The organism is Bacillus sp. BC05(2025) (assembly GCF_056725905.1).
The window spans coordinates 1-12,357 of record NZ_JBWYRA010000004.1; the positions used below are offsets into that span (position 1 = coordinate 1).

12 protein-coding genes are annotated in these 12,357 nt (G+C 33.9%); 7 read left to right on the forward strand and 5 right to left on the reverse strand.

Annotation, left to right across the window (positions count from 1 at the left end; translation table 11 throughout):
- The first annotated feature begins 474 nt into the window (after positions 1-474).
- Positions 475-1,722, forward strand: coding sequence for a DUF445 domain-containing protein (locus ACZ76X_RS14240; protein ID WP_479850748.1), 1,248 nt, complete (start codon positions 475-477; stop codon positions 1,720-1,722).
- A 30-nt stretch (positions 1,723-1,752) separates the two neighbouring features.
- On the opposite strand, the gene exsE is transcribed toward ACZ76X_RS14240, so the two are convergent.
- The 4 genes from exsE to ACZ76X_RS14260 are packed head-to-tail and all read right to left on the reverse strand — an operon-like array spanning position 1,753 to position 4,691.
- Positions 1,753-2,709 carry an exosporium protein ExsE gene (gene exsE, locus ACZ76X_RS14245; protein WP_479850749.1) on the reverse strand — a complete coding sequence of 319 codons (957 nt, stop codon included), beginning with the start codon at positions 2,707-2,709 and terminating at the stop codon, positions 1,753-1,755.
- Entirely contained in the window at positions 2,706-3,776 is a 1,071-nt protein-coding gene (locus tag ACZ76X_RS14250; RefSeq protein ID WP_479850750.1) for a hypothetical protein, read from the reverse strand. Before ACZ76X_RS14250 ends, exsE begins: the two co-directional genes overlap by 4 nt.
- On the reverse strand, positions 3,769-4,212 hold the full coding sequence (locus tag ACZ76X_RS14255; protein ID WP_479850751.1) for a hypothetical protein: 444 nt from the start codon (positions 4,210-4,212) through the stop codon (positions 3,769-3,771). The genes ACZ76X_RS14250 and ACZ76X_RS14255 overlap by 8 nt, the downstream gene beginning before the upstream one ends.
- Entirely contained in the window at positions 4,209-4,691 is a 483-nt protein-coding gene (locus tag ACZ76X_RS14260; RefSeq protein ID WP_235608063.1) for an RNA polymerase sigma factor, read from the reverse strand. The genes ACZ76X_RS14255 and ACZ76X_RS14260 overlap by 4 nt, the downstream gene beginning before the upstream one ends.
- A gap of 283 nt (positions 4,692-4,974) precedes the next feature.
- Between ACZ76X_RS14260 and ACZ76X_RS14265 the strand changes: the two genes are divergently transcribed.
- The 6 genes from ACZ76X_RS14265 to cls all read left to right on the forward strand — a co-directional run bounded on the left by ACZ76X_RS14265 (position 4,975) and on the right by cls (position 11,409).
- Positions 4,975-5,613 carry a response regulator gene (locus ACZ76X_RS14265; protein WP_479851161.1) on the forward strand — a complete coding sequence of 213 codons (639 nt, stop codon included), beginning with the start codon at positions 4,975-4,977 and terminating at the stop codon, positions 5,611-5,613.
- 4 nt (positions 5,614-5,617) lie between these two features.
- Positions 5,618-6,718 (forward strand): sensor histidine kinase, encoded by a 1,101-nt coding sequence (locus ACZ76X_RS14270; protein WP_479850752.1) that lies wholly within the window; start codon positions 5,618-5,620, stop codon positions 6,716-6,718.
- A gap of 136 nt (positions 6,719-6,854) precedes the next feature.
- Positions 6,855-7,793 (forward strand): ABC transporter ATP-binding protein, encoded by a 939-nt coding sequence (locus ACZ76X_RS14275; protein ID WP_098671029.1) that lies wholly within the window; start codon positions 6,855-6,857, stop codon positions 7,791-7,793.
- A 37-nt stretch (positions 7,794-7,830) separates the two neighbouring features.
- Complete coding sequence (locus tag ACZ76X_RS14280) at positions 7,831-8,940, forward strand: ABC transporter permease (protein ID WP_479850753.1); 1,110 nt, start codon at positions 7,831-7,833, stop codon at positions 8,938-8,940.
- Position 8,941: 1 nt separating this feature from the next.
- Positions 8,942-10,087 (forward strand): ABC transporter permease, encoded by a 1,146-nt coding sequence (locus ACZ76X_RS14285; protein WP_479850754.1) that lies wholly within the window; start codon positions 8,942-8,944, stop codon positions 10,085-10,087.
- Between the two features lie 110 nt (positions 10,088-10,197).
- Positions 10,198-11,409, forward strand: coding sequence for a cardiolipin synthase (gene cls / locus ACZ76X_RS14290; protein WP_479850755.1), 1,212 nt, complete (start codon positions 10,198-10,200; stop codon positions 11,407-11,409).
- A 171-nt stretch (positions 11,410-11,580) separates the two neighbouring features.
- On the opposite strand, the gene pyrH is transcribed toward cls, so the two are convergent.
- Positions 11,581-12,324 carry a UMP kinase gene (pyrH, locus tag ACZ76X_RS14295; RefSeq protein WP_001248049.1) on the reverse strand — a complete coding sequence of 248 codons (744 nt, stop codon included), beginning with the start codon at positions 12,322-12,324 and terminating at the stop codon, positions 11,581-11,583.
- Positions 12,325-12,357: the final 33 nt, after the last annotated feature.

Consider the following 12,357-nt stretch of genomic DNA (forward strand, 5'->3'; position numbering starts at 1 on the left):
AGAATATATTTAGGGGTATTTTGGTAGATATTAATATCTAAAAACGAAAAGAAATGAGATATAGTCCAGCTAGAAAACTAATTCAGTAAAAGGTAGTGCCATATCGCTATCAAGCTAATAAAAAGAAATCACACCTAAAATAAAAAATGCGCCATCTTTCCCTATAATTTTACAGAAAGGATAACGTCTTTTTTGCTTTATGGATAGTGCAAAACCTTAGCTTTATAGCGATGTGTTGAGACTTCTATAAGCTCTATATAGCTAAAGAATATGGTTTTCCTCTTGAATAGTATCCTCTAATATAAATTCCTCTTCAAAACCGATATTAATTAAATAGTAATAAAGGAAAACGTGTATTATTATAAATTCTTTGTTATTTTCGCATTAGTTCATTATAGTATAGATATAAAGAATGAATATAAAATACATATAACAAAAAAGCTGTATTTTACATAATAAGAGGATGTGTATACGATGTCATTACAGACTAAATATATAGCGGGTATTTCGCTTGGGATTATGGGAGTCGGTTTTGCTGCTTCTATCCCTTTCCAAGGAACGGTAGCAGGGGAGATTATACAAGGGGGATTTGAAGCTGGATTAGTTGGTGGACTTGCGGATTGGTTCGCAGTTACAGCATTATTCCGTCATCCGATGGGAATTCCAATTCCGCATACTGCGTTATTACCTAAAAATCGTAAACGAGTAACGAAAGGACTCATTCATACGTTAGAAAATGAATGGCTGACGAAAGAAAGTATTACGAATAAAGTAAAAGAAATGCAGTTAGCGCAAATGGTGCTACAAATTGCTGAGAGAGAAATGCAGTCTGATGCTGTGAAAAAGGGGATTGTAACGATCGCGGAGAAAGCGATTGTTACAATAGATACAGAAAAGTTAGCTGTTATTATTGAAAAAGAACTAAAGACGTATTTGCATACAATTCATACAAGTAACATATTACAAGTGCTTGTTGATCAATTAGTTGTGCAAGAATATGATGAAAAGACACTTGATTATATTTTAGTAAAAGTGAAAGATTGGACAGCGCAAGATGAAGCACGATACCAGCTCGGAAGCTTAGGTATGAAGGCGATGGAAAACATAAAAGTAGATGGATTTTTACAGTTTACTTTGAAATCTTTTATGAATATTGTAGATGAAGATAAAATTGGCGGTATTTTGCAGAAATTCATTATTAGCAATATTAACAGCTTACAAGATGCAGATAATAGTACGAGACAACTTATTTTATCGAAAATTCGTCAAGAAATTATAAATGTAAAAGAGAATGAAGCGTTACTACAAGAATTAGAAAATTGGAAAGAAAAATGGATTGCCAATTGGAATGCTACTGACAAAATTAAAGAGATGCTGGAGCAAGTACAACAAAGGGCAATTACTTTTGTGAAAAATGAAGAATTTGCGGATAAATATGTTATTCCATTTTTACAAACACAAATGAATAAAATAAAAGAGGATGAACAAACTGTTCAAAAAATAGAAGAGTGGCTACAAAAACAAGTTGTCACACTTGTGGAAAAGAATCATTCGAAAATCGGAAAACTTGTACAAGAAAATCTTGATAAGTTAGATGATAAAACGTTAATTGAAATGATTGAAAATAATGTCGGTAAAGATTTACAGTGGATCCGAGTAAACGGGGCTGTTTGCGGATTTATGATTGGATTAGTGTTAGAGGGAATTAAAGCGATTATATGAGAAAAACCTTCCACAATTGTGGAAGGTTTTTTATTTTTCAATAACACTCATATTTAAATTGTAAGCTTTCTCAATGTTTAACTTATACGTCCCATTGCCTGTTTTAATCGAGTTTTTATACCAATGTTCTTGCTGGTTGAATTCTGGATTTTCTTCTGAAGTATTATCTTCTTTTTTCGTTAAATCTTCTACTTGTTCCCAAGTTGTGCTTCCATGTGTTTCTTTTTGATTCGTTACTGCTGTTAAAGATACATCGCTCTCTTTTGCAAGATGGACAGACACTCTTGAACTTTCTTGTACAAACCAATTATTTTGTAACTGACCTGGGTAAAGGGATAAATCGTTATTTGAAGCACGAACTTCTACATTTTTATTTTGCGGAAGAACGAGTGTCGGTTTGACTTGTGGTGCTGAATTCCATAACGTATGTTGAACTGGTAATGATTTTAAAGTGATATACATTGTTTCCCTGACTGTTTGAACTGAAAGGAAATCTTCTTGTTTTAAATTAAGTTTTTCATTAGTTTTCGTTGTCATTTCATATGTCCCAAGAAGGTGAATTTGATTTGTATCATTTCCCTCTATCGTTAGAGGGTGATGCCCCGCATCTACTACGATTTTTTTGATAGATTCAGGTATATCAAATTGTCCATCTGGAATATTACTCGTTTGCCTCGTTGTGTTAATAGAATGGCGAACTTCATCTAGTAATCCAGTTGATAATAAACAATAAAAAGCAATTCCAACGCTTCCTAAAACGCCGATAAAGAAAATACTAAAAATATCATATTTAATAAAGGATTGTTCCTTCTTAGAAAATAGAAGGTATAGTAAAATTTCCACGCCAAGTATAATAAGTAAAACAGGCCACCATGCTGTTAAGGAATCTAATACCTCAGTACCTTTTATAACTGAAAATAGTAAGAAGCAACCTAATGAAATAATAGAAAGCCCCATTGAAAATGTTCCAACGCGCCATGTTCTCATTCTTTTGTACCACCTTTGTTTTCTTTATTCCCAAGTAACAATTTAAAGCCGCCACCAATTAAGAGGAGTGCAACGATAGATGTTTGGAAATAGCGATAATATAGCTCGCTAAGATGAATGTTAAATATAGTTGCAAAGTAATCATTCAAAATAGGAAGGAGTGTTTGATCTAATAAATAATAACCACCGAGTGTAATTAACCCAATACCGATCCATCTTTGATGATTGATAAAATAATCAATGATAGGTTCGTCATGTACACGTTCTTTTCCATACTTTGCAGTTTGCTGTAAAGCGTCAAAGAAGCTATAGAACCAAATGATTGGTACTAAAAATAAAAACGCAGAAAGTCTTAATAAGTCAAGTAAGTATATAGAAAGTAAGAAGGCTGCCATAAGCTGAAGGCCGCGGCGTTGTAAGCCTAAATACATATGTCCCGCTCCGGGGAACATCGCTAAAATAGAAGCGAATGTTTTATTCTTCTTTCCTTGTTCACGATGCTCTTCAAACTCTTCGAAAATAGTACGATCATCTAGTTGCTCGCCACGTTCTTTTTTCTGAAGTTGCTGAACAACATCGAAGAAATTGTAAATCCATAAAACAGGTAACGTAATAAGGAAGATAAGAAAACTTTCTTGCGATGTTAAAAGTGCAACGAAAATAATCATACTTCCGATTCCTGTGCAAGCTACTAAAAATGTAAGTCCACGTTGCATAAGCCCTAATTGAAAATGTCCAAGTCCAGGGATGATGGATAGAAGAATGATATAAAATCGTTCGCTTTCTTTGGAGGACTCTGTCAATTCTCCGGCTGCTTGTTTTTTTGATTGATTAATAATGGTGATAACTAAATCTAATAAATTGATTGCCCATAACACGAATAATAAAAATAGTGAAAGAAAAGCAATATCACGCGCTCCCAATGCTATTGTACAAAATGCTGCAAAGATAAATAGAAATACAGCGCCTCCGCTATATAAAATAAACCGTCCAAATTTCTTTAAATATAAATGTCCAAGCCCAGGAATTAGCCCTAATACAAGTGCTAAAAAGGGATTTTTATTCATGCTTTGAACCTCCGTCCTTTTTTGATGTGTCTACCGATTTGTTTACAATTTGTTGTGAGATAGAAGACTCGTTATGTTTTGAAGATTTCTCGAAATTTGATGTCGCTGTGAAAATATATTGGAATAAACCACTTACCATAAAAATAATTGTAGCCGCGGTTGCAATTATGTAGTGAATAATCGTTCGCTTTAATGAGTTTGTTTTTATATTTTCATCAGGTTGTAGCGTTTCAAAATCAATTTGCGTCATAACTTCATTCGTAAATGAATCATCATTTATCATTGGAAGGTTTTCATGTTGTTCATCGATACTTTCCATATAAAGTGCTAAACAATGATCACATTCATAAAGGTGTTCTTCCATAGATTCACGTTCATTGCTTTCTATACAATCTAAAGTATAATTACGCCAATCTTTTTTTGAATAATGCGTCATAGAAACTCTTCCTCCTTCCAATGTTTTTTAATCCATTTTCTTGCCCGATACAGTTTCATTTCGACTGTTTTCACTTCGATGTTTTCCTGCAAAGCAATTTCTTGATAGCTTTTTTCTTCTAAGTAATGTGAGAGAACGACGTCACGGTAATTTTCGGGAAGTTCTCTCAGTTTTTGAGCAATGAGTAGTTTTTGCTCTTTCGTCAATAATAAAGCCTCAATATTTTGAGAGGATTTTATATTTTCCTCAGTTTCTTTACATAAGGAGAGTTCTTCGTTTTCTCTAGCTTTTTTTCTCTTATAATCAATAGCGTGATTGGTGGCAATACGCGCCATCCACGTTTTTAATCCGCGAAATTGATAATTTGGGAGAGAGGCGTGAATTTTTACGAATACTTCTTGTGTAACATCTTTTGCATCTTCTTCATGTCTTAAAATAGAAAAGATAACTTGGAAAATATAGTGACGATATGTTTGCACAAGGATACGAAAAGCATGTTCGCTTCCTTGCTGTGCTTTTTCAATTAATTGTTTTTCCTCAATGGGTCTCTCCCTCCTTTTTGACGCATTCTATTATATAGACGTAAGAAATGACTGGTCCCCCTACACATGTTGTAAAAAAAGAATAATATATTTTTAGAAAGGAGGCTATATGAAAAAAGGTGTGAAAAAATGGTAAAGAGAAGTATATAATGAGCAAGTGGGAAATGTTACAGGAAGAAAGGATGTGAATGTTAGTAGGGAAAGGCCCATACTAACAAACATGAAAATAAAAATATTAATAGCAGATGATAATTCTTTTATTAGAGAAGGCATGAAAATTATTTTAAATACATATGAAGAGTTCGAAGTGGTAGATACAGTAAATGATGGGAGAGAAGCAGTGGACTATTGCAAAAAGAACGACATTGATATCGCCCTTTTAGATGTTCGTATGCCAAATATGAACGGGGTAGAGGCGACGAAAGTCATTTGTGAAGAGACGAAAACGAAGCCACTAATTTTAACGACGTTCGATGATGATGAATATATTTTGGACGCAGTGAAGAACGGGGCAAAAGGTTATTTATTAAAAAATAATGATCCAGAGCGTATTCGTGATGCAATAAAAGGAGTATATAACGGCCAAACTGTTATGCAAGATGTAGTTCTCGATAAAATTAAGTCTAATTTAATGGAAAGTAAAGAGGAAGAATGTAAAATAGATAAAAGTCTTTTTACTGAAAGAGAGCTGAGTATTATCGCATTAATTGCAAAAGGCTTTTCGAATAAAGAAATCTCGAAGCAACTTTTCATATCAGAAGGAACAATTGCAAATTATATTACATCAGTTTTAGGGAAAACTGGACTGGAACATCGCACACAAATTGCGATTTATTACTTAACAGGGAAAGTAGATTAAAGATATGGAATTTTGGTTAATTGTAAGTAAATTAATTGTCTTTATATATATTGTGTTTAGTTACATTTATTTAAATGTAGAGAACTTACCATGGATTATACTTACTTTGCTTTTATATCTTTCTGTAAACGTGCTGATCTCTATATTTAAAACAGATACGTACAAAAACATATTAACTTGCGTATCAATTGGTCTAGTTATGTTATTTACATGGAAGATTCATTCGTTCTTTATTTTGTTTTTACCATTGAACTTATATGAACTTATATTCCGTTATATAGAGAAGAAATGGCAACTCTTCATCATGATGATGATTCCTATTATATTTACAGATGAAAGTATTCGAATGACATATGGATTAATTGTTGCATTTTCTTTTCTCGTATTAACCATGGCAGAACGGTATATATCGCGTGTATTAAAACTTGAATCACAAAATGATAAGATGCGAAAAGATATGCAGCGATTGACGAAAAGCTTACATGAAAATAAAGAGTATATAAGGCAATCAGAATACACATTTAAGTTAGAAGAGAGAAATCGGCTTTCTCAAGAAATTCATGATAAAATTGGCCATTCGATGACGGGTGCGCTAATTCAAATGGAAGCAGCAAAGAGATTAATGGGGATAGATAAAGAAAAATCTGCCGAGTTATTACAAAATGCAATTCATATTTCAAAAGATGGGATTGAAAGTATTCGGGTTACATTAAAGAATATGAAGCCACCAACTGAGCAAATTGGTATTCATCGTATGAAATTATTCATAGAGGAATTTGCCGGTAAGCATGATATAAATATCCCTTTCGTATATAAAGGGAATTTAGATATGATTTCACCGATTCAGTGGAAGATTATTGGTGAGAATGTCACGGAGGCATTAACAAATGCGATGAAATATGCTGATGCGACAGTCATTTCAATCGATATTCATGTACTGAACAAGATGGTGAAAGTACAAGTGAAGGATAACGGCAAAGGTGCAGTGTTTGTTAAAAAAGGTCTCGGTATTATGGGGATGGAGGAACGAACGGCGTCTGTAAACGGAAAAATTATTGTAGATGGAACAAGTGGTTTTTCAGTAACAATGCTGCTGCCCATATAGGAAATGGTGATGAGAATGAATCATCTCATATGAAAAAAGTGAATAATCTCATGTGAAAAGAATGAACTTCTGCACTGAGCAGGTTCATTCTTTTTGTTTATACTAAGAGCAGAGAAACCGAAATAGGGGTGAAATGATGAATACATTAGAAATTAAAAATTTAACGAAAAAGTTTGGTGATTTCATCGCGGTAGATAATATGTCTTTATCTATTAAAGAAGGAGAGATATTTGGCTTTTTAGGATCAAATGGTGCTGGTAAAAGTACAACGATAAATATGATTGCTGGTTTGCTAAGAAGTAATGAAGGTGAAATTAGCATATTAGGAAAAAATATAAAGAAACATAATCGATTTGCGAAGATGAATATCGGTATCGTTCCGCAAGATATTGCGATTTATGAAGAGTTAACTGCCTATGAAAATGTGAAATTCTTTGCTGGACTGTACGGGTTAAGAGGGGCCGAACTAAAAGCAAGGGTAGAGGAAGCACTTCAATTTGTAGGACTTAGCGATAAACATAAAAGTTATCCGAAAAACTTTTCAGGCGGGATGAAACGAAGACTGAATATTGCTTGTGCGATTGCACATAGACCGAAGTTAATTATTATGGATGAGCCGACAGTTGGAATTGATCCACAGTCAAGAAACTATATTCTCCAGTCTGTTCGAAAATTAAATGAAATGGGAAGCACGATTATTTACACGAGTCACTACATGGAAGAAGTAGAAGAGATTTGTACGAAAATCGCAATTGTTGATCACGGTAAAGTAATTGCAGAAGGTACGAAAGAACAGTTAAAAGCGATTATTACTGATACGAAAGACATTTGGATTGAAGTGAAGTCAGTAGAAAATTTAGATGTAGAACAGTTAAAAGAAATAAATGGAGTGAAAGCTGTTCAAATTGATGAGAACGTAATTAAAGTAAACTCGGATGCAGGGTTAAACAATTTAAATAAAATTATTCAGCACTTTATTAATCATGACATTGAAATTCGTTCGTTAGAGGAGCAGGCTCCAAATTTAGAAACAGTATTCCTTACGTTGACTGGAAGAAACTTGCGAGATAAATAAAATGTAAATGAAGAAAAGGTAAAGGGAGGTTCATCAATTGAACATCTTCAATATTGCAATTATGCATATGAAAAGAGATTTCAGGGACATAAGAACTTTAGTTTTTATGTTAGCATTTCCGATTGTGCTCATGCTCGTGTTAGGTACAGCATTAAGTAATGCGTTTAATAGTGATAGTCATTCAATTAAAGACATACAGGTGCTATATAAAGATGAAGCAAGTAGCACATTTTCACAAGCATTTGAAGCATTTACGAAAGAGGTTGATAAATCGGGTATTCACTTTAAGAAAATTTCCGAAGGGATAGATGGAAAAGAAGAAGTGGAGCAAAATAAATATGCTGCCTATGTAGAATTAAATACAGATGGTGCGAAATTTTACGGAAGTGACAGAAGTAGTGTTGAGGGAAGTATTGTGGAAGGCATGCTTACAACATTTGTGGATAAGTACAATGTAGTGGGCGAAGTTGCAAAAGTGGATCCTAGTAAGGTGAGCACAGTTATTTCAAACGGAAATCATAATGATTATATAAAAGAAACATCTTTACAAGCTGCGAAAAAGCCAGGTTCTATGGATTACTATGCGGTTGTAATGACAACGATGATTGCGTTATATGCTGCGATGGGGGCGAGTTCTTTAATTCGAGGAGAACGAATACGTAAAACAGGAGATCGCCTTATTGCTGCGCCTATAAGTAAGGCGGAAATATTCATTGGAAAAGTACTTGGTAGCTTAGCAGCAAATGCCCTTTGTATATTACTCGTTATGTTATTTAGTAAATTTGTTTTTCAAGCGAATTGGGGCGACCATCTTGGAATTATATTTATTATTTTATTAACACAGGTTTTTCTAGCAATTAGTTTCGGTTTAGGGATCGGATATATTACGAAAACAGCTGAAGCATCAAGAGCAATTATTATGGTAGTCGTGCAATTAGCTTCTATTTTTGGCGGTGCATATTTCGTAATAGAAGAAAATTTCGTTACAAATTTATCACCATTAACGTGGGCAAACACAGCTGTCATGAAAATTATTTACGCGAATGATGTAGGAGCAGCACTGCCGGTAATATGTTTAAACCTTGGCATTTCGGCACTCTTTTTATTAATTGCAATTATTGCATTACGTAGACGGGAGGGGCTATAGTATGAAGGATATTTTATGGCTCATACAAAAAACCTTATCTGTACTTTTGAAGAATAAAAAAAGTTTACTTATTATAATTAGCTTGCCTATAATAGGGACGCTCATTTCCTTTTCGATATACGGAAATGTAGGGCAAGGAACATTAAATATCGGGATTGTAAATAAAGAAAATGAGCCGATAGCAAATGATACGATAAAGTTTTTAGAAGGATTAAACAATGTGAACTTGAGTAAGATCAAGGAGTCTGAAGTAGAAGATAAACTCACTTCTAAAAAACTTGATGGAGTTATTACATTAGAATCTGGTTTTTCAAAAAGTGTTCGAGAAGGGAAGCCGGATCATATAGGAGTTGCATCGATTAAAGGTGATCAAGTAACAGCATTTATAAAATCATATTTATATAACTATATTGATAATATCGCTGCGATTAGTAAAGTGGCAGGGACGGATCAAAGTACGTTTAATAGTATGTACGCTGGTTATCAAAAAAGTTCATTTAAAGTAAAGTCTGAGACACTGGAAGATACTTCGAAAAATAAAGATATGACAAATCAAACGATGGGTTATCTTATTATGTTTATGCTATTTTCAGCAGTAAACTTATCAGGATTTATTTTAAAAGAAAAAGAGAATAGAACGTATTTTAGATTATTATCAACACCAATTGACGGAAAGAAATTTATATTATCCAATGTGGCAGTAAATATGATGATATTAACATTGCAAATTGTCATTGCAGTATTATTTATGACGAATGTTTTTCATACAAATATTAATATGCCTTTCATAGTAATGATTGGTGTGCTTATGATATTTGCTTTAATTGCAGTTGGTTTATCATTAGTCATTGTGTCGTTCTCAAAAAATTCAGCTGCTTCAAATGCAATGCAAAATATCGTGATAGTACCAACATGTTTGCTTGCTGGATGTTATTTCCCGTATGACATTATGCCAAAAGCGGTACAAAAAGTAGCTGATTTTCTTCCGCAACGCTGGTTACTAGATACGATATCAAAACTACAACAAGGAATTCCATTCTCTGAGTTGTATTTAAATATTTTAATCTTATTCGCCTTTGCAGTAGCATTCTTCTTAATTGCTATTTATAAGTTTGGAAGAAATAATGATGCGAGAAATTTTGTTTAATATGGAAAGGGTGTGACGTTACGTCGCATCCTTTTTTGTATGAAGCATGAAATGTAAATTGGAATGACAAAATAGAAGAGTGGAAAGAAAATGAGCGGAAGGAAATCAAAATGATTAAAAAAATATTGCGAGTTACTTCTATTATTATTGCTATTGTTGTTTTTATTGTAATTTGTATGCATATCGATGTTACTTTAGGGAGGAAAATGGAAGCCGGGAAAAACATGCCGACAGAGTATGCACCTCATTATAGTGATTTTCAATTATATGTAGAAGGAAAGTCATTTTATAAACAGTTATTTACTGATATAAGAGAAGCGAAGCAATCTATTTACACGTACTTTTTTATTTTGTCAGATGATAAAAGTAGCCATACTTTTTTAAACTTATTAAAAGAAAAGGCAAAAGAAGGAGTAAACGTCTATTTATCGGTTGATCGCATCAATGATTTATCATTTGAAAGCAAGTTGATAAGTGAATTACGGGAAAGTGGTGTACATTTTACTTATAGTAGAAAACTTGAATTGCCATTCGGATTTTATTCACTTCACCATCGTAATCATCGCCGTATTACGACGATTGATGGGGAGATTGGCTATACAGGTGGTTTTAATATAGGAGATGAGTATTTAGGGAAAGATAAGCATTTTGGATATTGGCGTGACTATCATGTGCGCCTTAAAGGGGAAGGAGCAAAAGATTTAGAAGAACAATTCGCTTTAGATTGGAAACGAGATACGAAAGAGAATATAAAAAGAAGTACGAATAAAGCGAGTAAAGGGAATACATTACATACGATGGCTAGCTATAATGGACATCACGTCGCTGAAACATATATCGAATTAATAAAACAAGCGAAGCATTCAATCGTAATTACAACACCTTATTTTATAGCGAAAAATAAGGGATTTATGAATGCTTTAATGGAAGCCCAAAAACGTGGTGTTACAGTGAAAATACTTTGGTCATATAAACCAGATATTCCTCTCATTAAAGAGGCAGCGTATCCTTATATTCGTCAAGCTGTTAATAATGGAATTAAAGTATATGGTTATAAAAAAGGAATGTTTCATGGGAAGTTAATGCTGATTGATAATGAACTAACTGTTATTGGTACAACGAACATAACTGCACGTAGCTTCTATATAAATGATGAGATGAATTTGTATATTCACGGTGGAACTATTGTTTCAGAAGTGAATGAGGCATTAACAAGAGATTTTCGTGATTCAAAAGAGATGACGAAAGAATTTTTTGAGAAGTTATCGTTTTGGGAGCGTTGTAAGGAAAAGTTGGGGGGATTGGCTGATTTTTATTTCTAAAGTTTAAAGGAAGGGGGTCTTTTATAGGCACCCCTTTTTTATCCCACTTTAATGGGCAGTAAGACCCCCACCTCAAAATGCAGCGAAAGCAAAGAATTTAGGTAGGGGTCGGGCTGCCCATAAAAGTCCGATTGGTGAGGGCTGATTAAAGTTTCACTTTATGAGAAATAATTATTTTTCATGCACAAGCAATGAAGCATCATCATTAATCAAAGTCCCTACATGTTCACCTAAACAAATTCTTTTCATTACCCCCGGCTCATCGAAGTTAAAGACGTGTGCTGGTAAATTATAATCACGGGCAAGCAGTAAAGCGGCTTGATCCATTACTTGTATGTTTTGCCTAACAATATCGTTATAGTTTAGTTTTTTGTACATTTTTGCTGCTTTATTATGTTTTGGGTCGCTAGTAAAGACGCCATCTACTCCTTGTTTTGCGACTAATATTGCGTCACTATTCATTTCAATGGCTCTTTGAACACTCGGATAATCCGTCGTCACAAACGGTTGCCCGTTCCCGCCTCCAAAGATAACGATATAACCGTTATCTAAATGGTGGACTGCACGAAGGCGAATGTATGGCTCAGCTACAGCATTAAACGGGATGGAAGTCATAACGCGCACTTCTTTATTTGTTTTACTCGTTAAAACGCCGCGAAGCATTAAACTATTGATAATTGTACCTAGTGTACCGATATTATCAGCTTCTACACGATCAATGCCCCATTCTTCAGCTAAATGACCTCTGAAAATGTTTCCGCCTCCGATGACAATAGATACCTCAATACCTAAATCAACGATGGATAAAATTTCGTTTGCGATATGTTCTAATCGTTTGGAGTTAAAGCTATTTCCGGTTTGATCGGCAAGTGCACCGCCGCTTAATTTAATTAAGACACGTTTATATGGCCTCATAACAATTCCCCCTATATAGATCGCAATAAAAAA